This is a genomic window from Rhizobium sp. 10PS4 (assembly GCF_032464805.1).
Classification (GTDB): domain Bacteria; phylum Pseudomonadota; class Alphaproteobacteria; order Rhizobiales; family Rhizobiaceae; genus Rhizobium; species Rhizobium laguerreae.
The window spans coordinates 180928-205990 of record NZ_JAWDIW010000003.1; the positions used below are offsets into that span (position 1 = coordinate 180928).

General features: G+C 61.1%; 21 protein-coding genes and 1 pseudogene. 7 read left to right on the plus strand and 15 right to left on the minus strand.

Annotation, left to right across the window (positions count from 1 at the left end):
• Positions 1–248: 248 nt before the first annotated feature.
• Complete coding sequence (locus tag RWJ89_RS06630) at positions 249–2810, plus strand: GcvT family protein (protein ID WP_316030739.1); 2562 nt, start codon at positions 249–251, stop codon at positions 2808–2810.
• Between the two features lie 147 nt (positions 2811–2957).
• Here RWJ89_RS06630 and RWJ89_RS06635 read toward each other — a convergent pair whose 3' ends face one another.
• The 6 genes from RWJ89_RS06635 to RWJ89_RS06660 all read right to left on the minus strand — a co-directional run bounded on the left by RWJ89_RS06635 (position 2958) and on the right by RWJ89_RS06660 (position 8166).
• On the minus strand, positions 2958–3182 hold the full coding sequence (locus tag RWJ89_RS06635; RefSeq protein ID WP_065283859.1) for a hypothetical protein: 225 nt from the start codon (positions 3180–3182) through the stop codon (positions 2958–2960).
• A complete protein-coding gene (locus RWJ89_RS06640; RefSeq protein WP_316030740.1) occupies positions 3179–3931 on the minus strand; it encodes a COG4280 domain-containing protein in 753 nt (250 codons plus the stop codon). Before RWJ89_RS06640 ends, RWJ89_RS06635 begins: the two co-directional genes overlap by 4 nt.
• 202 nt (positions 3932–4133) lie before the next feature.
• Positions 4134–4871 (minus strand): phosphatase PAP2 family protein, encoded by a 738-nt coding sequence (locus tag RWJ89_RS06645; protein WP_025397789.1) that lies wholly within the window; start codon positions 4869–4871, stop codon positions 4134–4136.
• A 294-nt stretch (positions 4872–5165) separates the two neighbouring features.
• Positions 5166–5537: a response regulator transcription factor gene (locus RWJ89_RS06650; protein ID WP_131662369.1), complete on the minus strand. Its 372-nt coding sequence runs from the start codon at positions 5535–5537 to the stop codon at positions 5166–5168.
• 98 nt (positions 5538–5635) lie between these two features.
• Positions 5636–6274, minus strand: a complete 639-nt coding sequence (locus tag RWJ89_RS06655) for a response regulator transcription factor (RefSeq protein WP_131662370.1) — start codon at positions 6272–6274, stop codon at positions 5636–5638.
• Positions 6271–8166 carry a sensor histidine kinase gene (locus tag RWJ89_RS06660; RefSeq protein ID WP_316030741.1) on the minus strand — a complete coding sequence of 632 codons (1896 nt, stop codon included), beginning with the start codon at positions 8164–8166 and terminating at the stop codon, positions 6271–6273. Before RWJ89_RS06660 ends, RWJ89_RS06655 begins: the two co-directional genes overlap by 4 nt.
• A 299-nt stretch (positions 8167–8465) precedes the next feature.
• Between RWJ89_RS06660 and RWJ89_RS06665 the strand changes: the two genes are divergently transcribed.
• From RWJ89_RS06665 to RWJ89_RS06680, 4 genes are all read left to right on the plus strand, one after another.
• Positions 8466–10136, plus strand: a complete 1671-nt coding sequence (locus RWJ89_RS06665) for an arylsulfatase (RefSeq protein WP_131662372.1) — start codon at positions 8466–8468, stop codon at positions 10134–10136.
• Positions 10137–10245: 109 nt separating this feature from the next.
• Complete coding sequence (locus tag RWJ89_RS06670) at positions 10246–11217, plus strand: HAD family hydrolase (protein WP_376775265.1); 972 nt, start codon at positions 10246–10248, stop codon at positions 11215–11217.
• 73 nt (positions 11218–11290) lie between these two features.
• Complete coding sequence (locus RWJ89_RS06675; RefSeq protein WP_410056103.1) at positions 11291–13564, plus strand: HEAT repeat domain-containing protein; 2274 nt, start codon at positions 11291–11293, stop codon at positions 13562–13564.
• A gap of 90 nt (positions 13565–13654) precedes the next feature.
• The gene (locus RWJ89_RS06680; protein WP_131662375.1) at positions 13655–14443 is read left to right on the plus strand and encodes a DUF481 domain-containing protein; all 789 of its coding nucleotides are present in this window, start codon (positions 13655–13657) and stop codon (positions 14441–14443) included.
• A gap of 406 nt (positions 14444–14849) precedes the next feature.
• Here RWJ89_RS06680 and RWJ89_RS06685 read toward each other — a convergent pair whose 3' ends face one another.
• Positions 14850–15962: a site-2 protease family protein gene (locus tag RWJ89_RS06685; protein ID WP_131640740.1), complete on the minus strand. Its 1113-nt coding sequence runs from the start codon at positions 15960–15962 to the stop codon at positions 14850–14852.
• A 96-nt stretch (positions 15963–16058) separates the two neighbouring features.
• Positions 16059–16410 (minus strand): annotated as a pseudogene (locus RWJ89_RS06690) (transposase); the annotation flags it as partial.
• A gap of 246 nt (positions 16411–16656) precedes the next feature.
• Here RWJ89_RS06690 and RWJ89_RS06695 point away from each other — a divergent pair.
• Positions 16657–17199 (plus strand): hypothetical protein, encoded by a 543-nt coding sequence (locus tag RWJ89_RS06695; protein WP_131662376.1) that lies wholly within the window; start codon positions 16657–16659, stop codon positions 17197–17199.
• A gap of 6 nt (positions 17200–17205) precedes the next feature.
• Here RWJ89_RS06695 and RWJ89_RS06700 read toward each other — a convergent pair whose 3' ends face one another.
• The 5 genes from RWJ89_RS06700 to RWJ89_RS06720 all read right to left on the minus strand — a co-directional run bounded on the left by RWJ89_RS06700 (position 17206) and on the right by RWJ89_RS06720 (position 21880).
• Positions 17206–18693 (minus strand): HAL/PAL/TAL family ammonia-lyase, encoded by a 1488-nt coding sequence (locus tag RWJ89_RS06700; protein ID WP_131662377.1) that lies wholly within the window; start codon positions 18691–18693, stop codon positions 17206–17208.
• Positions 18690–19466 (minus strand): ABC transporter ATP-binding protein, encoded by a 777-nt coding sequence (locus RWJ89_RS06705; protein ID WP_003548676.1) that lies wholly within the window; start codon positions 19464–19466, stop codon positions 18690–18692. Before RWJ89_RS06705 ends, RWJ89_RS06700 begins: the two co-directional genes overlap by 4 nt.
• 25 nt (positions 19467–19491) lie before the next feature.
• A complete protein-coding gene (locus RWJ89_RS06710; RefSeq protein WP_077980241.1) occupies positions 19492–20196 on the minus strand; it encodes an ABC transporter permease in 705 nt (234 codons plus the stop codon).
• Positions 20197–20206: 10 nt separating this feature from the next.
• A complete protein-coding gene (locus RWJ89_RS06715; RefSeq protein ID WP_077980242.1) occupies positions 20207–20932 on the minus strand; it encodes an ABC transporter permease in 726 nt (241 codons plus the stop codon).
• Positions 20933–21037: 105 nt separating this feature from the next.
• On the minus strand, positions 21038–21880 hold the full coding sequence (locus RWJ89_RS06720; protein ID WP_316030742.1) for a transporter substrate-binding domain-containing protein: 843 nt from the start codon (positions 21878–21880) through the stop codon (positions 21038–21040).
• 196 nt (positions 21881–22076) lie between these two features.
• On the opposite strand from RWJ89_RS06720, the gene hutC (RWJ89_RS06725) reads away from it, so the two are divergent.
• Positions 22077–22832: a histidine utilization repressor gene (gene hutC / locus RWJ89_RS06725; protein WP_077980243.1), complete on the plus strand. Its 756-nt coding sequence runs from the start codon at positions 22077–22079 to the stop codon at positions 22830–22832.
• Positions 22833–22866: 34 nt separating this feature from the next.
• Here hutC (RWJ89_RS06725) and hutC (RWJ89_RS06730) read toward each other — a convergent pair whose 3' ends face one another.
• Both hutC (RWJ89_RS06730) and RWJ89_RS06735 read right to left on the minus strand, forming a co-directional pair.
• Complete coding sequence (gene hutC / locus RWJ89_RS06730) at positions 22867–23589, minus strand: histidine utilization repressor (RefSeq protein WP_131662379.1); 723 nt, start codon at positions 23587–23589, stop codon at positions 22867–22869.
• Positions 23590–23708: 119 nt separating this feature from the next.
• Positions 23709–25055: a formimidoylglutamate deiminase gene (locus RWJ89_RS06735; protein WP_131662380.1), complete on the minus strand. Its 1347-nt coding sequence runs from the start codon at positions 25053–25055 to the stop codon at positions 23709–23711.
• Positions 25056–25063 lie beyond the last annotated feature (8 nt).

The following is a 25063-nucleotide window of genomic DNA, read 5'->3' on the forward strand; positions in this document are numbered from 1 at the left end:
GCCCCGCCGTCTCGATCCGGACTGGCGCAATTACGCCGTTACTAGGCGGCATAGGACCACTGACGGTCATGAGCCTTCTGCATAATACCCTCATCGCAGCGTCCATGCGCAGCGGTCTTGGGGTTCCGCTGCTTCGGTAAATGTGACACCCCTACGAGGCTGACATGGCACCTGCATCTCAAGCGCGCAGCGTACGTCAAGCGCAGCTCGAGTATTTTGATTCGTGCGATAAATAGAAGGAACAGCACGTGGCAGCATTTCCGGAAAAGGCAAAGGTCGTCATCATCGGGCTCGGCGGTATCGTCGGCGCCTCCATCGCGCATCATCTCGTCGAGCGGGGATGGGACGATATCGTCGGCATCGATAAGTCGGGCATACCGACCGATATCGGCTCGACGGCCCATGCCTCGGACTTCTGTTACACCACGAGCCACGACTATCTGTCGGTCTGGACCACGCAATATTCGATCGATTTCTACGAGAAGATGGGCCATTACGCCCGCATCGGCGGCCTCGAAGTGGCGCGCACCGGCGACGATACCTGGATGGAGGAAATTAAGCGCAAGCTATCCTCGGCACGCGCTTTCGGCACGCGCGCCCATTATGTCAGCCCTTCCGAGATCAAGGAGAAGTTCCCGCTGATCGAAGAAGATCAAGTGATGGGCGGCCTTTACGATCCGGATGCCGGCCTCGTCATTCCGCGCTCGCAGACCGTTGCCGGCAAGCTGGTCGATGCCGCCGAAAAGGCCGGCAAGCTGCAGGTGTTCGGTAACACGCCGGCGAAGTCGCTGATCGTCGAAGGCGGTCGCATCAAGGGCGTCGTCACCCATCGCGGTACGATCATGGCCGACCGCGTCATCGTCTGTGCCGGCCTCTGGGGACGCCTGATCGCGGAGATGGTGGGCGAAGACCTGCCGGTCATGCCGGTCGACCACCCGCTCACCTTCTTCGGTCCATATAATGAATTTGAAGGCACCGGCAAGGAAATCGGCTTCCCGCTGCTGCGCGACCAGGGCAACTCCGCCTATATGCGCGATACCGGCGACCCGGCGACGACGGAGGGCGGCCAGATCGAGTGGGGCTATTACGAAGCCACCAATCCGCGCATGTGCCATCCGCGCGATCTTCTCGAAAAACACGAAGCGCGCCTTTCGCCCTCGCAACGCGATCTCGAGATGGAACAGATCATCGAGCCGCTCGAGCGCGCCATGGAACTGACGCCGGTCCTCGGCGAACTCGGCTATAACGAAGGTCACTCCTTCAACGGCCTGCTGCAGGTTTCCGCCGGCGGCGGCGCATCCTGCGGCGAGAGCCAGAAGGTGCGCGGTCTTTGGTATTGCGTTGCCATCTGGGTCAAGGACGGCCCGGGCTATGGCAAGCTGATCGCCGACTGGATGAGCGATGGTCGTACAGAAATCGATCACAACAGCATCGACTACGCCCGCTTCTATCCGCATCAGTTGACGGAAGAGTTCATCGAGGGCCGCTGCTACGAAGCCGCCCAGAAGATCTATTTCCCGGCTGTTCACACCCGCGAACCCTATGCATCCGGCCGCAACGCCAAACGCTCGCCCTTCTACGAGCGCGAAAAGGAGCTCGGCGGCTACTTCATGGAACTTGGCGGCTGGGAGCGTGCGCACGGCTACGCCGCCAACGAACACCTTCTGGAGAAATACGCCGACCGCGTCCCGGTCCGCGAGAATGAATGGGACAGCCGCCATTTCTGGCGCGTATCGAATGCCGAGCATCTGGCGATGAGCGAGGATTGCGGCATCGTCAATCTCAGCCACTTCCACATGGTCGATATCGAGGGACCCGACCATGTCGAACTGATGGAATGGCTGTGCGCCGCCAAGATCGGTGGCGATGCAAACATCGGCAAGGGCATTTACACCCACTTCCTCGACGACGAAGGCATGGTGCGCGCTGACTTCACAGTCTTCCGCATGGCCGATCGATGCCGTCTCGTCAACGGCGCCGATGCCGGCCCGCGCGACCTGCACTACATGAAACGCGTCGCCGAAGACCGCGGCCTCGACGTGATCATCACCGACGTCTCGGAAAAATTCGTGACGATCGGCATCTGGGGTCCGAACGCGCGCGGCACGCTGAAGAAGGCCGTGGCCGATCCGGCCGGGCTCGATCAGGAAAATTTCGCCTTTGCGGCGATCAAGCCGATCGAAATCGCCGGTAAGCCCGTCACCGCTTTCCGCATCTCCTATGTCGGCGAGCAGGGCTGGGAATTGCACATGAAGTACGAAGACGGCCTCGCCGTCTGGGATGCGCTGCGGTCGACCGGCGTGATGGCCTTCGGCGTCGAAACCTATGCAAACTCGCGCCGCATGGAAAAGAGCCTACGCCTGCAGAACGCCGACCTGCTGACCCAGTACAACCTGATCGAAGCCGATCTCGCCCGTCCGAAGGTCAAGGAAGCCGATTTCCGCGGCAAGGCAAAACATCTGGAATACAAGGCGCGCGAACACCAGCCGGCCATGCTCTGCACGCTTGTGATGACCGAGAACACCGACAAATCAGGCGTGAAGCGTTATCCCGTCGGCAACATGCCGGTTGTCGATCCCGCTACGGGAGAGGTTCTGGTCGACGAGCTTGGCCGCCGGTCCTACACGACCTCGGTCGCCTACGGCCCGACGGTCGGAAAGAACATCGCCTTGGCCTATCTGCCCTGGTCCTATTGCCAGGTCGGACGCAGGCTGAATGTCGAGTATTTCGCCGAGACTTATCCGGTCGAGGTTGTCGGCGTCGGGTACAAGCCGATCTATGACCCAGAAAATCTGAAGCCGCGCAGCTGAGCACTCACGTGCATGTGGCGCCGCGAGCACGGGGCGCCACGCTGAACGGCGGCTCGATGAGCTCGCTGGTGACACCTGTTCCAGGGGCCCAATAGCTGCTCTAAATCAAAGAAATAGAGCATGATGTTGTCGGCATCATGCTCGAGGCTATTTCCCCTGAAACTTCTTCCGCGCCGCGCGCACCACGCTCTCGGCGAGGATCAGCAGGCAGCCGAGGAGAAGCAGAGCGGCGGCGAGCAGCGCGTCGGCATGGGCGAATTTCACCAGCACGCCGACGACAGCGATCAGCAGCAGCGCCGCCAGCGCCAATGCGCCGTCGTCGATGAACATGCCGAAGAATTCCTTGAACACGACTTTAAGAATATTCGTCATGCGGCGACCTCGGCATGGGCGTTGAAATATTGGCGCAGCATCCGGACCGCGGCGAAGGAAAAGACGGTGAGCACGGCAAGGATCGCCAGGAGCGAAAGGTCGTCGCCCGGCCAGTCAGCGCCAATGCCCTCGCCGACCCAGAATATGCCGAAGGCGCTAAGCAGCAGCCCGACGACGAATTTGAGGCTGTTCTCCGGAACCGCCGAAAGCGGTTTGTGCACGAAGATGCCGATGATCAGCACCAACAGGCAAGCCGCGGCGGCCCCAAGGCTGGCATAACCGATCATGCCATGTCCGGCGCCGGTGGCGATGACAATGAACACCACTTCGATCCCCTCGAGCAGCACGGCCTTGAAGGCCGCAATGCCCGCCAGGAGATTCGCGCGGCGCTCGGAGGATTGGCGCCTCAGGCTATCCGTCTCGGCGGCAAAGGCCTTGTCCTCGTCGTTCAGCGCGATGAAGCCCGAAGCCCTGAGGATCGCCTTGCGCAACCAGCGCAGGCCGAAGAGAACGAGCAGCGTTCCGATGACGACCTGCATCAGCTCGACCGGAATGAGGCCGAGCAATGGACCGAGCGCCAGCACAAGGATTGCCAGAACGCAGAGCGCAAGACCGGTGCCGATGAAGGCCGGCCGCCAGCTTTGCGTAACGCCGACGGCGAGAATGATGGTGAATGCTTCAACGACCTCGACGAAGGAGCCGAGAAATGCGGCGGTGACCGTCGAGGTGATCGTTGTCAGAGTTGTCATGGTGCTCGTCCGTGATGCAAGCGGAGATCAAAGCGTTGTTGATGCCGGCAGCACTGTGCAACAGCTGCGAGATAGGGAAAAGGCGCGCGCTGCTAAAGATTGTGCATGAAGGATATTGAAGGATGACTTCGAAAATCTGGAATCGGCCCTGATCGAACCCCCTATCTCTCCGCCGCCTAGCGATGGACGAGACTTGGAAGAGCTATCTGCTGTCACCGTTTTCAGCTTCGGCGCCATCGTCAGGGGCGCGGCTTGGAATGAAGCGCTTCGAGATCAGCCAGCAGCCGAGCGCCCAGAGCGCGCCTGCGCACCATCCGGCGAAGACGTCCGTGGGGTAATGGACTCCGAGATAGACCCGGCTCAAACCGACAATGACGGCAAGGAAGACGCCGGCGGCCATGACGAAGATCCGCGTCGACGGATAACGCTGCGTTCGCGCGACAAGCGCGCCTAGGGTCAGATAGGTTACCGCCGACACCATGGCATGTCCGCTAGGAAAGCTGAGATCGCTCACTTCGACCAGATGCGGAACGATATCGGGACGCGGCCGGGCGACAAGGATCTTCAGTGTCGCGCTGGCCAGCCAGCCGGTCAGCACCGAGGAAAAGACGAAGATGGCGATCGGCCAGCGCCGGTCGAACAAAAGATAGATGGTGATCAGAGCCGTCAGGAGCGAGAGAACGGTGATGCCGCCAAGGGCGGTGATATCGTCGACGGCATGAGTCAGCCATCCGGGGCCGATCGGCACGGCAAGATCGTCCGCACGTCTCAACGCCAGCAGGATCACCTCATCGAAGCGAAAGGACTCGCCTTCCAGGACTTCACTCGTCAGCCGCTGGAGCACGAACAGTCCGCCCGCGATCGACGCGAGCGTAATCAGCGTCAGCGGTTCATAGGCGGTAAGCCTTGTGAGAAAACCTTGTCGTTGAACCTCAGTCATGCCTGCCGTCGAGCTCCCTTTACATGATGCCGGTCCTCGCCAGATTGGCAACGCGACCTCGGGATTCAAGGCCTAGCTGCATTCAAGGACGCTGCTAAAGGAAGTTTTTACGGTTCGCGAGGCCACCTTTGGCGGTTCATCGACACCACCAGCGAGATGGCGAAAGGCATTGTTCCGGTTGCGCTCCGACAAGGGACCGCTACTGCCGGGTCGGCAAAAACGCGCTGCCGCGGCACACCATCGAGGGCGATCGCACGCAGACCGTCATCCTTTGAAAAGCGCAGGGTCAACAGCTCACGATCGGAAGGCCTTGTTGATGGCCGCAATCAGCGCGGCTCCGGAAAACTGCTTCTGCAGATAAGCAACGCAGCCCACCTTTTCCGCCTCCGTCTTCACGGCGCCGGCTTCCAGCGCCGTGATGAAGATCACCGGAAGGGCCGTCCCCTCGGCCTTCAGCCTGCGTTGCAGATCAATGCCGGACATGCCACCGAGGTCGATATCAAGGACAAGGCAATCTATCGGCTTTTTCCGATCGCGAGCGAGAAAGTCCTCGGCGGACGCATACTCCTCAGCCAGAAACCCGTAGGCGTTGAGCAGCCGCCCGAGGCTGCGCCGCAGGCTTGCGTCATCATCGACGACAGCGACCGTGCGGCGAAGCTTCTCCACCTCATGCCCCCTCCTCTTTCGAACATATGAGAGATCGACGGTTCCTGGCCAGAGTAGGCCAGTTGGAGGTCGATTGATATTGTCCTAAGGGGAAGGAGTCACCTGTCACCCGCCGGCGATGCCGTATCCTGTTCGATGAGGCCGATATTCGCGGCGATCGACACCGCCTCTGCCAGCGAGCGCACGCCAAGTTTTTCCATGACCTGATGTCGATGTACCTTCACCGTGCGCTCCGAGATGCCGAGCGCAAAAGCGATCTGCTTGTTGAGACGGCCGCGAATGAGGAACTGGAACACTTCGGCCTCGCGCGGACTAAGCCCCGCCACCAGGGCCTGCTGGGCTCGAAGGCGGTCGTGTCCGGCCCGCTGCCTTTCATATTGGATGAGAGCGCGATCGATCGCCTCCATCAATGCCGCTGTGTTCGAACTCTTCTCCAGAAAATCCTTGGCGCCCGCCTTCATCGCCTCGACGCTTGCCTTGATGTCTCCTTTTCCGGTCAGAAAGACGACCGGCAATAGCGGCGCCAGCTCGCGCAGCCGCCGTTGGATCTGCAGGCCGGACTGGCCAGGCATCTGGAGGTCGAGAAGAACGCAGCCCGGTTCGCAAACGGAAAGGCCGGCGAGAAACTGGTCTCCGGATTCATGGGCTTCTACCTTGAGGCCGTGTGCGGAAAGCAGCCTTGCGATCGCCGTCCGGTAGGATTTGTCGTCATCGACGATATGGACAATCGGTTTCATCTCGATCGCTCCTCCCTGTGGGCGAGCGGCAGGGCCACGCGAAAGACCGCGCCTCCTTCGGGGCGGTTGTCGGCACGGATCGTACCGCCATAGGTCTCGAGAATGGCGCGGGCTATGGAAAGCCCAAGCCCGGTACCCGCCTGCTTGGTTGTATAGAACGGCTCGAAGATTCTGATCAGCCTCTCTTCGGGAATGCCGTCTCCGGTGTCGGAGACCCGCAGCTCCGCCTTCTCGTTCGCCAGTCCCGTTGCGAAGCTAAGCGTTCTCCCGGCCGGGACGGCGTTCAGCATGGCGTCCATCCCGTTGGTCGCCAGGTTGAGAATGACTTGCTGCACGTGAACCTTGTCGGCACGCACCGGTAGCTCGCCCGGCGGCTGGGTTGAGGTCAGCTTGATTCCGCGCCGTTCCGCCTCGCCGTGAATGATGCGGATTGCGCTCGATGTCACATCGTTCAGATCGAACTCCTGCCAATCGATCTCGTCTCTCTTCTTGAGCAGTCCTCTCATCCGGCTGATGATATCGCCTGCGCGCTGATCGTCTTCCTGGATGTCGAGGAGAATCTGCTGAATCAGTTCGTGATCCGGGTTCGCACTTCGCAGCAGCATCGAGGCTGCCTCGGCATTGTTCCGGATCGCCGAAAGAGGCTGATTCAGTTCGTGAGCGATGGACGAGGATAACGCACCGGCTGTCGCGGACTGATTGAGATGAACGGCTTCCAGCAAATGAAGTTGCGCGCTTCGCTCGGCGTCGCGCCGCCGCCTCCGCTCAAGCAGAAGCACCGAGATGATGATGGCTTGCGCCAGCAGGAGACCGCTCACCGCCGTCAATATGACCCAATGCTCCTCCCAGAGACTCTTCTCCTTGTGCATCTGGATCGTGCCCGGTGGCAGATCCTTTTCGGCAAGCCCCCAGCGCTGAAGTTGCCGGGCATCGGCGACATAGGTCTGGGGCGCTTCGAGATCCGACACCGTCTTGCCGGCGATCGCATCGATGACCAGGTCGCCGACGGTGCGGCCCAGCGCATCAAATGTAACGGTATTGCCGCCGACGATGCCATGATCGATGTAGGTCTGGTAGGGGCCGTAGACAGGCGCACTGGCGGTCGCTGCGATCTGCCTGATGGCGTCGCGCGGAATGAAGTTGCGCCCTGTCCGATCCTTGAAGACCGTCAATGCCAGGATGATGCTGTCGGGCGGCACGCGCGAAGCGCGTTCGACGAATTCGTCGATCGTCAGATCTTCCAGATAGGTGGTCGTATCAAAGGACTTGGAGAACTGTTTCAAATCCGCGCGGGCGGTCGTCAGCCAAGTCCGGTCGAAGTCGGACGAGCCCCCGACGATGTAGAGGTGGCGGGCGTCGGGCTGCAGGCTCCGGGCCATCTCGGCCGTCTTCAGAATGTTGAATGTCGAGAAGGCTCCGATCACGTCATCCGGCAAAGCGATTTTCTCGGCGGTGGCGGTGCCAAAACCGGCAGCGACGATTTTTGCGCCGGGAGCGATCGTGCCGCGGTTCGCGACGATGAAGCTTGCCGATTCCCGGCCGACGGCCACGACCACGTCAGGGCGGCGTGCTGCGTATTTCTCGCCTAAATATTGGGCCATGCGCGCGATATGGTCGTTTTCCGGAAACCGCGAGAGATCCAGGAACTCGGAAAACAGATCGATCTTGCCGTTGGTCGCCTGCAGCAAACGGCTCCGCAACGCCTCACCGGCAGCGGTCGTCGCCGCGACCCTCTCGTCATAAGGATAAAGAACGAGGACGCGGGGAACCCGGTCGATGACGGCAATCGAGGGGTCGGAAGCTGCTGCCTGACGACTGCACACACCCAGGGCGGCCACCGCCAACAAAAAGGCAGTGCAGCATAATCGACCTGACCATTTGCCCAAGCCCATCAGCTTTCCCCCCAAAGCCGGGCGAACAATAACAGCTTCGCGCTGCGACGTCATCTGCCCCAGCACTACTTTCGATTGCTTCCCGAGAGCGGGATTCCCCAAAGTACAATATCGGGCGAAGACCGTATTCGCTAAGGTCCAGCGCGCCGGGGCAGATATGCGGTCGGCTTCGTAACCCGCCGGAGGCAGCTACGGCAGGAACGTCATTTTCAAAGCAGTCCGGTCGAGCACGCATGCGATCGCAGACCTTTGCCGCGAGCGACACCATCATCGACCGAACTCCAACGGAGGGATTTGACATGAACGGCAGAATCCTTATCCGCTGCATCGGAGCCTTGGCTTCATCCACCATTCTGTGGTGTGCAGCCTTGCCCGTGCAAGCGCAGGACTCTCAGCGAAAACCCAACATTCTGTTCATCGTTTCGGATGATACCGGCTACGGCGATCTCGGCCCCTATGGCGGGGGTGAAGGTCGCGGGATGCCGACACCGAACATCGACAAGCTGGCCGACGAAGGCATGACCTTCTTTTCCTTCTACGCCCAGCCGAGCTGCACGCCCGGTCGCGCCGCCATGCAAACGGGACGCATTCCCAACCGCAGCGGCATGACGACGGTCGCCTTTCAAGGCCAGGGCGGCGGACTGCCTGCGGCCGAATGGACGCTCGCCTCCGTTTTGAAGCGCGGTGGCTATCACACCTATTTCACCGGCAAATGGCATCTCGGGGAGGCGGACTATGCTCTGCCGATTGCGCAAGGCTATGACGAGATGCGGTACGCCGGCCTCTACCACTTGAATGCGTACACCTATGCCGACCCCACCTGGTTTCCGGACATGGACCCGAAGCTGCGCGAAATGTTTCAAAGGGTGACGAAGGGGGCGCTTTCCGGCAAGGCCGGAGGACCTGTCACTGAAGATTTCAAAGTCAACGGTCAATATGTCGATACGCCGGTTATCGACGGCAAGGAGGGCGTCGTCGGCATTCCCTACTTCGACAGCTATGTCGAAAAAGCAGCGCTGGAATTCCTCGACGCTGCCGCCAAGAAGCCCGACGAGCCATTTTACATCAACGTAAATTTCATGAAGGTGCACCAGCCAAACATGCCGGCGCCCGAGTTCGAGCACAAGTCGCTGTCCAAGAGCAAGTATGCCGACTCGATCGTGGAACTGGACACCCGTATTGGCCGGATCATGGACAAGCTGCGTGAAACCGGCATGGACCGAAATACACTGGTCTTCTACACCACCGATAATGGCGCTTGGCAGGATGTCTATCCGGACGCCGGGTACACCCCCTTGCGAGGCACGAAGGGCACGTTGCGCGAGGGCGGCAATCGCGTCCCTGCGATCGCGGTCTGGCCGGGAAAGATCAAGCCTCGCACGTCGAACCATGACATCGTCGGCGGGCTCGATCTAATGGCGACGTTTGCCGCAGTCGGCGCTGTCCCTCTTCCGACAGAGGACCGCGAAAACAAGCCAATCATTTTCGATAGCTATGATATGTCGCCGATCCTCCTTGGCACGGGGAAGTCGGAACGGAAATCCTGGTTCTACTTCACTGAAAATGAGCTTTCGCCAGGTGCTATTCGGGTCAATAACTACAAGTTTGCGTTCAATATTCGTGGCGACGACGGAGCGTCGACCGGCGGACTGGCGGTTGATTCAAACCTCGGTTGGAAGGGGCCGGACAAGTATGTCGCGACGGTTCCCCAGGTGTTCGACCTCTGGCAGGATCCGCAAGAGCGCTATGACATCTTCATGAACAACTTTGCGGAACGAACCTGGATGGGCGTTGTCATGGGCGAAGAGCTCCAGAAGATCATGGCGACCTACATGAAGTATCCTCCCCGAAAGATGCAGAGCGTCGGCTACACGGGTCCGATCACTCTCTCGAACTACGAACGCTTTCAATGGGTGCGGGATCAACTCGCCAAGGATGGCGTGACGCTCACCCTCCCGACCGGGAATTGACAAAGAGCGGCGGCTCTCGAGGCCGCCGCCCGTTTTTTGTTTCCCTGTTGCCAACCCTGGAGAATGACCGATGTCTCTTGTCCGCTTGGCGCCGCGATTGATCTGCCTCATGATCATTGCGCTCGGTGCCGCACTGCTTCATGCCACTTCCCCATTCGCTCAAAGCGATCCTTTGCCCTCCTGGAACGATACAGCCTCGAAAGCTGCCATCGTCTCTTTCGTCGAAAAGGTTATCGGTCAGGGATCGCCCGACTTCGTCCCGGAAAACGAACGGATCGCGGTGTTCGATAATGACGGCACATTGTGGGTGGAACATCCGATGTACACCCAGCTCGCCTTCGCCCTGGACCGCGTTAAGGCACTCGCTCCGCAGCATCCGGAATGGAAGGAAACCCAGCCGTTCAAGGCGGTGCTCGAAGGCGACATGAAGACGCTCGCCGCATCCGGCGAAAAGGGCCTGATGGAACTCATCATGACCACGCATGCGGGGATGACCAGCGGCGATTTCCAGAAAGTCGTGACCGATTGGCTTGCTTCAGCACGCGACCCGAAATTCAAGCGGCCATACACGGAGCTTGTCTACCAGCCGATGATCGAGCTTCTCGCCTATCTCCGCGCCAACGGATTCAAGACCTTCATCGTTTCAGGCGGCGGCGTCGAGTTCATGCGGCCATGGGTGGAAAAGGTCTATGGCGTCCCGCCGGAGCAGGTGATCGGCTCGTCGATCAAGACCGAGTTTAGGATGCAGGACGACACACCGACCCTCTTTCGGCTCCCCGAAATCAATTTCATCGACGACAAGGCCGGCAAGCCCGTCGGGATCAACCAGCAGATCGGCAGGCGGCCGATTGCAGCCTTCGGCAATTCCGACGGAGATCTCCAAATGCTGCAATGGACGACCATGGCGGGCGCACCTGCCAGGCTCGGCGTGCTGATCCATCATACCGATGCCGAGCGCGAATACGCCTACGACCGCGAAACCGAATTCGGCCGCCTCGACAAGGCGCTCGATGCCGCCTCCATCGCCGGCTGGACCGTCGTCGACATGAAGGCCGACTGGAAGCAGGTGTTCAAGGACTAGGGGAATGCGCCGAGCGCCGGAGCCTTGCATGATGGCGCCGTGACCTTCTGGAGCGTCGACGGGGAGCGATTGAGTGGCAGCGTCTGTCCGATCAGCAGCGGTGAGAGGAGTGGCCCTCCTGCTTTTCCTGGTGCTTTCCTTTGCCAAGCACAGCCTTGCGAGTGACGCCCTCTCGACGCCCGCTGCCGACCCGCGAATATCGATCCATGAGGGTTTCGTGGACGAAAAGACGTGCGCATCCTGCCACGCCGATCAGGCGGCGGCTTTTTCGAAGTCCCACCATGCCAAGGCCATGGCGCTCGCCGACGACGAAACGGTCCGCGGCGATTTCGACAATAGCAGGTTCGAACATGATGGCGTCGTCACGACCTTCAACCGCCGCGATGGCCGCTTCTTCGTGAACACCGAGGGTGCGGACGGAGGCGAGGGCGAGTTCGAAGTCAAATATACCTTCGCCTACGAACCGCTGCAGCAGTATCTCGTCGAGATCGGAGGCGGGCGGCTGCAGGCTCTCGATATCGCCTGGGATACGGTCAGACGGCAGTGGTTCTGGCTCGGCAACGGCACCCCGGCCAAACCCGGATCGACCTATCATTGGACAGGTCCCTTCTATCGCTGGAACCGCACCTGCATCGATTGTCATTCGACCGACCCCCAGGCGAAGTTTCAACCGCAGACCAATGAATACAAGTCGACCTACGTCGCCACCAGCATCGGCTGTCAGTCCTGTCATGGCCCCGGCGCGAAACACGTGGCTTCGGCGCGTTCGGGCAATGCTTCGTCCTCCATGCCGGATACAAGCCTGCCGAAAGTCGATGCGGGCATTTGTTTCGCCTGCCACGCCAGACGCACCCGGCTGCTGGACGGCTATCAGCCGGGAAAGCCCTTTCTCGACTATTTCTCCCCCGCCCTGCTGCGACCGGATCTTTATTTCCCGGACGGACAGATACTCGACGAGGTCTTCGAATATGGCTCGTTTCAGCAAAGCAAGATGGCAAGGGCGGGCGTGACCTGTCTCGACTGTCATCGGCCGCACGATGCCGGCCTTAAGGCTGAGGGCAATGCGCTGTGCACGCAATGCCACACCGAGACGAAGCCGGAGCGCTTCGTCAACCAGGATCCGAGCGGCCTGTTCGACACGCCCGCGCATACCCGCCACCAAGCCAGTTCGACCGGTGCACAATGCGCCAATTGCCACATGCCGGAACGCACCTACATGAAGGTCGACCCGCGCCGCGACCACTCCTTCGTCATCCCCCGGCCAGACCTGTCGGCAACCCTCGGAACGCCGAATGCGTGCACGACCTGCCATGTCGACAGAACGAATGATTGGGCAGCCGAAAAGATGGACAATTGGTACGGGACGCAATGGCGCAAACGCGCGTCGATCGCCCATGCCTTCACCGGAGTTGCAAACGGCGATGGAGCCGCGGTGGAGGCTCTGCGCGACCTTGTCGGTGACCAAACCCAAGCAGGAATTGTCAGGGGAAGCGCCATCGCCGCAATGAGCGGGACTGGCGGCGCGGATATCACCGCCGACATTCAAACGGCCGCAACCGATGAAGATCCGCTCGTCAGGCTCGGCGCTGCGGAAGCGGCAGGCAACATTCCGCCGGAGCAGAGGCTGGATGCGATCGGCAAGCTGCTCGGCGATCAAACGCGCGCGGTCCGCGTTGCTGCCGCCAACGTGCTCGCCGGCACTCCTCCCCACCTCTTCGGCGATCAGCAAGTCAATTTCGAAGCCGCCGTCGCGGACCTGCGCGCCTACGTGGAGGCGAATGCTGACGTCGCGGAAACCCAAAGCAATTATGGCTTCTTCCTGTTCGCTCGACAGCGTACGGCCGAGGCCGAGGCCGCCTTCCGGCGGGCGATTTCGCTCGACTCGACACTGGAGGGAATGCGCATCAATCTCGCCGAGTTCTACCGCGCCACCGGTCAGAACGACAGGTCGGAGCAGACCTATGCCGAAGCGATCGGCATGGCGCCCCAACGCGCGGATCTGCGTTACGGACATGCGCTGTCCCTGGTACGCAATCAGGCATTGGCCGAGGCGATAACGGAACTCGCAGAAGCGGTGCGGCTCGATCCGCAAAACTCCCGCTACAAGACGACCTTGGCCGTCGCTCTGGATTCGGCTGGCCGGACGGAAGAGGCGTTGGACAGGCTCGATGGTTGGGCGGCGGGCGGAGACGCCGACGTCATCGGCTTGGCACTCCAATACAGTCTCAAGCTTCGACGGCTGCCGGAGGCGTTGAGACATGCGGAAGATCTGGCGCGACTGAGGCCTGAGGACCAGCAGATTTCAGGCCTCATCGGACAGCTGAAGCAGGCGATCAACGGAAAATAGGTATTTAAGCTTGTCCAAATCTACTTCTCGCTGCAAAGTGCCGACTCGGGACAACAGTGCCGAGGCGACAAACGAGATCGGGGGATTCTCATGAAAGCCATACACTTGCATGCCATTCTGTTACTGGCAGGCGTCTGCGCGGCGTCGGCCGGTAATGCCGCTGATGTCACGCCACTTACGCCGGAAGCAAAAACTGTCGAGAGCCAGAGCGGCTGGGAATTCACCTTCGCGCCATATTTCTGGGCTGCCGGCATATCCGGCGATATTGGCCAGTTTGGGCTTCCGGAAGTTCATATCGACGCGGATTTCGGCGATATCCTCAATAATCTCGACTTCGCTTTCATGGCGGCAGGCGAAGCAAGATACGATCGCTTCAGCATCGTCGGTGACGTGATCTACACCAAGCTCGGTGCCGACGCCGACACACCTGCCGGCATCCTCGCCGAGAGCGTCGATGTGACATCGAAGACCTTCGCGGGATTTCTTGGCGTCGGTTACGCCGTGCTCGAAGACCAAAATGGCCACCTCGACGTGGTCGGTGGCATAAAGGTCTGGTCGGCCAAAACCGAGATCTCCTTCAATGGCGGCATTCTTGCCGGAGTGGATGTCGAAGACAGCGCCACATGGGTCGATGCCGTCGCCGGCGTCCGAGGAAACTACTTCTTCACGCCGCAAATCTATGTCACCGGATGGGGCCTAGTGGGTGCTGGCGGCGCCGATATCGACTGGGACGTGGCATTGGGCCTCGGCTACAAGTTCAACGATACTATCTCGGCGGTCGCCGGGTATCGTGCACTTGGCGTCAATTACGATAATGACGGGTTCGTCTTCGACGTCGTCCAGCAGGGGCCGATTATCGGGGTTGCCGTCCGGTTCTAGCCGACGGCGAGCTTCGTACTTTCAGTGCTGGTATGCCCGCCTTGGGAAAGTAGGTGTGGTGCAGAAGCTGGAACGGCGACGCCACCAAAAAAGCAGAGAGCCGCTTTAAAACGGTCGCTCATGATCAATCTTCTACCCACGCCGTTTTCGATCTGTTGTGGAAGGAACTCGATCCCGGACTGACCGCCAAGCTGATCGACGGTCTGCCTGCCCCGCTGCGGTCTCTCTGGCCCGCCATCGCAGGCCGCTAGCGGGGCAGTTGCCTCGGCGCTCGACGCGGGCGGGCAGGTGCTTCTCGATCTCGTTGAGCGGCAGGTTGACGAGTTTTCTGTCATGTTTCGCGCGATCCGCTGCCTGATTCCTCATCAAATGCTCTTCGAACAAGGCCGTGCGCCCACGGCTAATCTCACTGGTGTCTGCGCAGGCGGCCAAAGCGAAAACCATCTGATACCGCGGCGCGGACCATCATCATTTCTCCGATTGTCTCATGCGTCATGAGGCCGATGAGATGATCTGCGCCGTCAACGACAGCGATGGCCGGCACATTTCCCTGCCGCATCAATCGCAAGCTTTCTTCCAGGCTCTTGCGATGATGGATTTTTGGAATATCGACGCGCATCGCGCTTGCGACCGGCATGTCAGGGCCTTTGTCCTTCAACCCACGGATCATGTCGTCACGCGTCAGGAGGCCTTCAAAATGACCGGCAGAATCGACCACTGGAAATTCGCGTTGTGTTGTCGCAAGCAGCATCTCGATTGCCTCGTCGATACTCGCTGAACGATCGAGCCTTGCGAATTTGGTGACCATGACATCGCTGATCAGAACGCTGCCGGAGATCTCGCGGATCTGCGCATTCTGCGCCTCCGCCGCCGCGGCGAGATAGACGAAGATACCGACAAAGATCAGCAGCGGGTTATAAAAGAGGCCAATGAAACCAAAGACAAAGGCTAGCCCCTGGCCGATCATCGCGGCAATCTGTGTCGCACGCGACCAGGTAAGACGCGAAGCGAGAGCGGCACGCAGCACCCGACCCCCGTCCATCGGAAAGGCGGGGATCATGTTGAAGAATACCAGAAAGATGTTGACGCCGGCGAGCCTCGTGAGGAAGCCGATCTTCGGGTCGTCGACTTCGATGATCTGCTCCACGCCCACCGATGCGCCGAGCACGAGAACGATCAGCCCGGCGATCACGAGATTGACCAGCGGACCGGCGATGGCAATCAGCAGTTCCTGATGTGGTTCTTCGGGCATGCGCTCAAGACGGGCGACACCCCCTATTGGCAGCAAGGTAATATCCGGCGTTTTGATCCCGAAGTAGCGCGCAGCGACAATATGGCCGAACTCGTGTAAGACGACGCAGGCAAAGACGGATAGGATGAAGGCAATGCCCTCCCAGGCCGCCGGCGCGCCGCCGACCCGATAATGCGCAAGCCATATCCAGACGAGCAGGAGCGAGAAGGTGATATGAACGCGTATCACCGTGCCGCCGACCGTCCCGATCTTGAAAGACCATCCCATCAGGCACTCCCTTCCGTTCTGGTGAAGATTTCGGACGCAATCCCTGGCAGTAAAACGGCGGCAAATTGGCTCTGACGCAGATTTGGTGCAATTCTCTCATGTCGAGCCGATCAGGCGGGCTTGAAGAAGATGGATCAAGCTTTCCGCGACCGTACACCTGGCGCTTTACCAGCTTGAGCTTGGTGATCTGCCCCTCGGTTTGTCCGTTGGACTACGGTGAGACGATCGCTGCTCGGACTGCCTGTATGTCTTTCGCAACGCCATTGGCAAAGGAGGTGACCAGACTTTCGCGAGCGCGGTCGATCCACGATGCGAGCTCGTTTTCCGATTTGCGCCAGATCATAAAATGGAAGTCGACAATGATATTGCAAGCAGCGACGAGTAAGGGAACGCCGCTTTCGATCGCGGCGACGGTGACGGTCTCGGATTTCGTCAGGTTGTCTCTGAATGCGGAGACGGTCCGGCCGCTGCCATCGGAACGTAAAAGCGACACCGAGCGCGGCCGTCGCCTGATCTCAGCCCGCTTGCTGAATAGTTCCTTAGATCGGAAATCGATTTAAGGATAAATTATGCAGCAGTTCAAACTGCTGCGGCGTCCTTTGCGTGCCTGAAAAGACGCGCGGCGCTGTAGTAGCAAAAGCTCAACCTTCTTTTGCTATTGCTGGAGCCGATTGCGTTGGAGGTGATTTCGGCGATGAAAATTCCGACAGTGATGGTTCTGATGGCGGCCCTCCTGCAGCCGGTCTCAGCCTTCGGCGAGACCGAATGGATAGGCGGCGCGAGGCAATGGTCGGTCGGCTTTGCGAACGCGAGCCCGCACCCCTATTGCCGCCTGCTGTGGGACAGCGAGATCGGCAAGACCATGGAATTCCGCCAGAGCGCAACCGAGACGTTTTGGCTCGTCAAAAAAAACACATGGGACATTCCGGCCGGCACCAAGACCGAGGTGACGCTGACCGACCGTATGGCGACGAAGGTAATCGCTGCCGATTTCTTCGACAAGAACACGCTTCGCCTCTGGGGTCCGGCCAGCAAGGGGAGCGCCGGCCTGAAGAAGATCATCAAGAATTCCTTTGCCGGAATGCCTGACGTGCAGATCAGCTTTGCCGGCGACGAAGGCGACTGGACGCTGCCGCTCTCGCGGGTGGAGCAGCTCTACCCGACCTTCGTCCAGTGCCTCAAGCGTCTCGAGGCCGGCGAAAAGCCAAAGCAGAATTCCGAAACCCAGCCGTTCTGAGGCCGATCATAGCGGCGGCGCAGTCTCGCGGATCAGCGTGCGGACAGTCTCGATATCGCCGTTGAGCGGCCGTTCGTCGCCATAATGACAAACATGCTGCCGCACCGCTTGATAGACAAGGTTCGTGCCTGGCGCCCGCGGCGCCGTCGCCGCCAGGAAATCATGCGCTTGGGCAGCCGCCATCAGCTCGATCGCCAGGATATATTCGGCATTGTCGATGACGGTGAGCAGCTTGCCGGCGGCGGCCGTAGGATGCGCGAGAAAATCTTCCTGCAGGCCGGAGGTCAGCCCGCCGTCCATGGCCGCCGGTGCGGCAAGGCGGCGGTTCTCGTTGCTGAGGGCGGCTGCGGTATATTGGGCGATCATCAAGCCGGAATGGCGGCCGGCGTCGCTGGCCAGAAACGGAGGCAGGCCGCTTACCAGCGGATTGACCAGCCGGTCCATGCGCCGTTCGCTGATCGCACCGATCTGAGCGAGCGCAATCGCCAGGCTATCGGCTGCCTGCCCGAGCGCCGGGGCGACCGCATGCGCCTCGGAGCAGACGATCGGCTGTTCCGGCGTGCCTGAGACAGCCGGATTGTCCGTCACTGAGGCAAGCTCCTGATCGACGACGCGGGCGGAATTGTCGAAGACGTCGCGGGCGGCGCCATGCGCATGCGGCACCGAACGAAGGCTGAGCGCATCCTGCGTGCGCCGGCCGAAGGCGGCGGCGACAAGGCCGCTGCCGGCAAGCCGCGCGCGCAGCGTCGCTCCCACTTTCTCTATTCCCGCCGATGGGCGCAGCGCCAGCACAGCCGCGTCGAAGGCGGCGATCTGGCAGCCCGCCGCTTCCAGCGTCAGGGCTGCGGTGGCATCGGCCCAGTCGAGCAGCCGTTCGGCGCGTGACAGCCCCACGGCGGTCAGGCCGGTGGCGCAGGCCGTGCCGTTGACAAGGCTCAAGCCTTCCTTGGCGCCGAGCACCAGCGGTTCGAGCCCGATCGCAGCAAGCGCCTCGCGACCGCTCATGCGCCGGCCGGCCACGTGAGCGCTGCCTTCGCCGATCAGAACAAGCGCAATATGGGCATTGTGGACGAGATAACCGGCAGAGCCTTTGGATGGCACGTCGGGAATGCAATCATGTTCCAGCAGAGCTGTGAGATGCTCGACGATCTCGCGCCGCACGCCGGAATGGCCATGGGCGAAATTGGCAATCTCAGCAGCGATGATAGCACGCACCTCGCGGGCAGCCAGCAATGGCCCGACGCCGCAGGCATGGCTGAGCACGATGCTGCGTGACAACAGGCTCTGCGAGGCCCGATCGACGACGGTATCCGCCAGCGCCCCGACGCCGGTATTGACGCCGTAGGCGCGCACGCCCGTCTCGACGATACGCGCAACGATGCGGCTTGCCTGCTCGACCCGCCCCCAGGCGGCCGGCGACAGCGCCAGCGCTTCCCCTGCCCCGACGCGCGCGACATCGCGCCAGGTCAGCACGGCATCGATGGTGATCGTCATTGACCGCTTCCGAAATGGCCGATGAACTGGCGGAAAGCCGGTGTCGCGCCGCCGGTGAACATCTCGTCCGGCTTGCCGCTGCTTTCGATCAGCCCCTCGCGCATGAAGACGACGCGGTTCGAGACGTTGCGGGCAAAGCTCATCTCATGGGTGACGACGAGCATGGTCATGCCTTCCTCGGCAAGCGCGCGCATGACGCGCAACACCTCGCCGACAAGCTCTGGATCGAGCGCCGAAGTCGGCTCGTCGAACAGCATCACCTTCGGCTTCATCGCCAGCGCGCGGGCGATTGCGGCACGCTGCTGCTGGCCGCCGGAAAGATGAGCCGGATAGGCGTGGCGTTTATCGGCGATGCCGACCTTTTCGAGCAGCGCTTCGGCCTCGGCGATGCAATCGGCGCGCGGCCGCTTCAACACATGGATCGGACCTTCGATGACGTTCTGCAGGATCGTCATGTGGGACCAGAGATTGAAGGACTGGAACACCATGCCGAGCTCGGAGCGGATATGGTCCACCTGCTTCTGGCTGGCCGGCTTGCTTCGCCCGCCCTTGTGCACCATGCGGACCTCCTCGCCATCGACCCAGATCTCGCCGTCGCTGGCGGTTTCGAGCATGTTGATGCAGCGCAGAAAGGTCGACTTGCCGGAGCCGGAGGCGCCGAGCAGCGAAATCACATCGCCGTCTTCCGCATCGAGGGAAATGCCGCGCAAGACCTCGTGCGTACCGAAGCTCTTGCGGATATTGCGGACCGATAGTCGGGTTACGCCTGGCATGGGTGCTCCAATCGGGTCAAAACTGCTACGCCTTCAGCGCCTGCGGGGCCGCGCGGCGGTGTCGGGAGAGCGAATATTCGAGCAGAGCCATGCCCTGCAGGATGATGAAGTTGAGGATGAGATAGATGATCGCCGCGCAGAGAAAGACTTCCATCGTGCGGTAGGTCTGCGAGATCAGCCGCTGGGCGACGCCGGTCACCTCCCAGACAGTGACGAGGCTTGCAAGCGCCGTCGACTTCATCATCAGCACGATCTCGGTGGAATAGGCCGGCAGCGCGTGGCGGAAGGCGATCGGCGCCAGGATACGGCGGACCAGCAGGAAGCCGGACATGCCGATCGAGCGCGCCGCTTCGATCTCTTTCGGGGAGACGGCGCGAATGCCGCCGCGGAAGATCTCCGCCGTATAGCCGGCGGTGCAGAGCGCCAGCGACAGCACGGCGCAGACCATCGGCTCGCGCAGGAACGTCCAGAGGAAGGAATAACGGATGAAGCCGAACTGGCCGAGGCCGTAGAACACCAGGAACATCTGGATCAGCAGCGGCGAGCCGCGGAAGATGAAGATATAGCCTTTGGCGAAACCCGAAAGTACCGGATTGCCGCTGGTCCGCATCCAGACGATGACGAGCGCCAGCAAGCCGCCTGAGATGATCGACAGCGAAAACAGGATGAGCGTCGTCGGTACGGCCTTGAGCAGGGTGACCAGGGTCGAGGCGATGAAGGTAAAATCCATTGTCGCCTCCTTACGCCTGGCCCATGGCCGATGCCGGCATGCTACGGTTGGCGCGGCGCTCCGCCCCGTTGAAGATGCGGTCTGAAAGGCTGGTCAGGATGAGATAGAGGCAGCCGCCAGCGATGAAGAACAGGAAATACTGCCGGGTCGAGCCTGCCGCCACCTGGCTGGTTCGCATCAGCTCGGCAAGGCCGGTGACGGAGATAAGCGCCGAATCCTTGAGACTGAGCTGCCAAACGTTACCGAGGCCGGGAATGGCGAGGCGAAACACCTGCGGCATGATGATGCGGCGAAGGCGCATGCCACGATGCATGCCGATCGCCGAGGCGGCTTCGAGCTCGCCCTTGGAGATGGCAAGGAAGGCGCCGCGGAAGACCTCCGCCTGGTAGGAGCCGGAGATGATGCCGACGGCAAGCGCGCCTGCGATAAAGGAGGGCAAGCCGAGGAAGCCCTCGTAACCCATTGCCTTGCCGATCGCGGTGACGGCCGAGGAGCCGCCGAAATAGATGAGATAGATGATCAACAGTTCGGGCACGCCACGAAACACGGTCGTATAGACGTTGCCAAGCGTGATGAGGATAAGATTGCCGGAGAGTTTCGCCGCCGCGACGATCGCGCCGAGCACCGCGCCGATCGCCAGCGCCGTTGCCGTGACGGCCAGTGTCATCAAGGTGGCGGCAATGAGCAGCGCGCCCCATCCCGTCGAGCCGAAGCCAAGCAGTTCCAAACTTGCCATATCGTCCGTTCCCCGTCCGCGGCAGTGTTTTGTGGATTGACAATAACACGCAGTCCCCGGCGATAAAGCCGGAGACCCGTGTCTGCGGCCGAAAGGCCGAAACGCCTACTGCTGCGGGCTGACGTCCATCTTGAACCACTTCATCGACAGGGTCTTGACCGTGCCGTCGGCAAGCGTCGACTTGATCGCCTCGTTGAACTTGTCGCGCAGGTCGGTATCGGCCTTGCGCAGGCCGAGACCTTCACCCTCGCCCCAGATCGAGCCGGCGATTTCTGGGCCGGTGAAGGCGAGCGTGTCGTTGGCGGCCTTGAACGCGTTGGCGAAATAGACGGCGTCATCGAAGCCGAAGTCGATACGGCCGTTCTGCAGGTCGAGGTCGCGATCGGCGCCGGTCTTGTATTCGCGGATCTCGGCGATGTCGCCGAAATTGTCATAGACGAACTTGGCGTAGACGGTGGCCGCCTGGATGCCGATCGTCTTGCCCTTGAAGACTTCCTTCAGCGCGTCGATCTCCTTCACGCCGGTCTGGCCGGGCGTCATCTTAATCGTGGCGCCGGTGCCGGCGGCGTTCGCCAGCGGGCTGTCCTTGGCGGCGGCGAAGGCGGCGGGCGTGGCGGCATAGGGAATGGTGAAGTCGATGATCTTCTTGCGCTCTTCGGTAATCGATAGCGCATCCATGATAACGTCGAACTTGCCGGCGTTGAGCGCCGGAATCATGCCGTCCCAGTCGGAGGCAACCAGCGTGCACTCGATCTTGGCGCGTTCGCACAGCACCTTGGCGAGTTCCGGCTCGAAGCCGCCGAGCGTGCCGTCGGCATTGGTGAGGTTCCAGGGCGCATAGGCGCCTTCGAGAGTAATAGTCGCCTTCGTCCAGTCCTTGGAAAAGGCAGGCGCGGCGAAGGCGGAAAAAGCCGCCACGCCACAAAGCAGGATTGCGCTGAATTTCATTTGTGAATTCTCCTCTGGAGTTGAAACAGACCTTGCGGCACCACGACCGATCTTCGCCGGCTTGCCCTTTCTTGTCCTATTTTTCTCAAAGGACCGATTGGGAGGTTGTATATGGTACCATATGAGATATTTTGTGATATGCAAGTGGGAAAGTTGAATTATGTGGCGAATTCCATTCGTGCAAAAGGAATAGGCAATGAAGCGTCCCGGCGAAATGAAGCGCGAACTGGCGGAAAATGACAGCACTCCGCTTTATGCCGGCGTCAAGCAGGTGATCCTCGACCGCATCCATAGCGGCGAGTGGCCGCCGAAATATCGCGTGCCCTCGGAAAACGAGCTGGTCGTCGAACTCGGCGTCAGCAAGATGACCGCCAACCGGGCGCTGCGCGAACTCGCCAATGAAGGCGAACTGATCCGCATCCAGGGCGTCGGCTCCTTCGTCGCCGAGCGCAAGGGCTATTCGGCACTGTTCGAAGTCCGCAACATCGCCGAGGAAATCGCCGAACGCGGCCATGTCCATGAGGCCGCCGTCGTCGTTCTCGCCCAGGAAACCGCCTCTCCCGAGATTGCCGACGCGCTGGAACTTGCAATTGGTGCTGCGGTTTTCCACTCGCTGATCGTCCACAGCGAAGACGGTGTTCCGGTGCAGATCGAGGATCGCTTCGTCCATCCGGAGGCGGCCCCGGAATATCTCGCCCAGGATTTCACCTCGCTGACGCCGAACGCCTATCTGACGGCCGCAGCCCCGCTCAGCGGCTCCGAGCACGTCGTCGAGGCGGCAATGCCGCAGGCCTGGGAATGCAAGCTCTTGACCATCATGAAGACCGAACCCTGCCTGACGATCCGCCGGCGCACGTGGTCGGCAAAGCAGGTGGTCTCAACAGCTCGCCTCGTCTATCCCGGCCACCGCTACCGGCTCGAAGCGCGCAGCGGTAAGATGTTCGAGGAGTGAAAACTGCCCATGTTGTATATGGAACATGGGGGATTTATTGCGATGCCGGCGTGAAACGCGCCACCAGCGCGTGACGATCACCGGGATAGGTGAAGCGCACATGCGTCACCGGGCCGGCATTGCTCCAGGTGCGGCGTTCGACGACGAGGCAGGCGGTATTGCGTGGTATATCGAGAGCCGCGGCCAGCTCGGCACCAGCTGAAATAGCGTGGATCCGATGTTCGGCCGTGCTCCACGGCACCTGGTTGAGCAGCCAGGGGCCTGGCGCCATCGTCAGGAAATCGGCATCGGCGGCTTCCGGTACGGTCGCAAGACTGATCAGCCGCTCCTCCAGGCAAAAGGGGCGCATGCCGGCATTGTGGATGCAGACGACCTCGACGACCGAGGACGCCACAGGCAGTTCCAGCCGGCGGCTGTCGTCCGCCTTGGCCTTGCGGCTCGTCTTCTTCGAAACCGCATAGGAATAGGGCAGGTTCAGCGACTGCACCTCGGCCTTGATGTCGTGGATTTCAAGAATGGCCGATTGCGCCTGTGGCTGGGTGACGAAGCTGCCGGACTTCTTCCGGCGCTCGATAAGGCCGGCCTTGGCAAGCTGGGTCAGCACCTTGTTCACCGTCATGCGCGAGCAGTCATACTGCGTGGCGAGATCGACCTCGAACGGAATGCGGTGCCCCGGCGGCCAATCGCCCGAGACGATACGGCCCTCAATGTCGCCGAGGATGCGTTGATGCAAGGTGATATCCCTGCTTTGGTTCATCGCCACGTTCCGATTGGTCTCCCGCTATCTCTTTGTTTTTACGCAATCCCGGATGCAAAACCGCTACACACTTTGCTGGAATTGCTCTAATTCGAATGCTTGGACAGGAAACGCTCTTTTCAGACGGCGAGCAACTCGTCCATCGCCGCGAGGAAACGCCGGTCGATAGCATCGCGCCTGAGATGGCGTCCGCCCTCCACTTGCTTGCGGCCATGCGCCCAGACGCAATCGACGCCGACGCCGCCTGCAAACAGCCAGTGGTCGAGGATCTGGTCGCCTGTGAGATAAGGAACGGCCGCGGCATCGAGTGAGACGATATCGGCGTAGTAGCCCTCAGCAAGACCTGTTGGCGCCTTCAGCGCGGCACCACCGCCGGCAAGTGCATGTGTGAACAGCGAAAGCGCAGTCGAACCGCCGGGTGCCGCGACGACGTTGCGGGCGCGAAGCGCCAGGCGTTGCGAATATTCGAGCTGGCGCAGTTCCTCCGGCACGGAGATCAGCACGTTGGAATCCGAACCGATGCCGTAACGCCCACCCTCCTCGAGGAAAAGCGGCGCGGCAAAGGCGCCGTCGCCGAGATTGGCTTCGGTGATCGGGCAGAGGCCGGCGATAGCACCGCTTTTCGCCATCCGCCGCGTTTCGTCCTCGGTCATATGCGTCGCATGGATCAGGCACCAGCGTTCATCCACGGGCGCATGATCGAGCAGCCATCGCACAGGCCGCGCGCCGGACCAGGCGATGCAGTCCTCGACCTCCTTCACCTGCTCGGCGACATGGATATGGATGGGACCGTTGCCCGCCATGGGCACCAGCATTGCGAGCTCGTCCGGTGTCGCGGCCCGCAGACTGTGTGGTGCCAGCCCGAGCTCGGCGCCGTCGAGACGGCCGGTCACCGCCCGGCATCCCTCCATCAGCCTTTCGAAGCTTTCGAGCGAATTGATGAAGCGCCGCTGGCCGTCGATGGGGGCGGCACCGCCGAAGCCGGAATGGGCATAGAAGACTGGCAGCAGCGTCAGGCCGATACCGGCCTCTTCGCTTGCCGCGCCGATGCGTTCGGCAAGCTCGGCGATATTGGTATAGGCGCCGCCATCCCTGTCGTGATGGAGATAGTGGAATTCGCCGACACGGGAAAAGCCTGCCTCCAGCATCTCTGTATAAAGCTTGGCCGCGACCGCTTCGACATGCTCCGGCGTCATCGCCAGGGCAAACTTGTACATGACAGTGCGCCAGCTCCAGAAGCTGTCATTTGCCGGGCCGCGCACTTCCGCAAGGCCGGCCATCGCCCGCTGGAAAGCATGGCTGTGCAGGTTCGCCATGGCGGGAACGAGGAGAGCGTGGCGTTCATCGCTGGGCTCGGGAGCAGTGCCGATTTCGATCCGCGCAATGCGCCCGGCCTCAAGCGTCAGCCGCACATCCTTCTGCCAGCCCTGCGGCGTCAGCGCCGTGTCTGCGTGAAGTGTGGTCATCGCCTTCC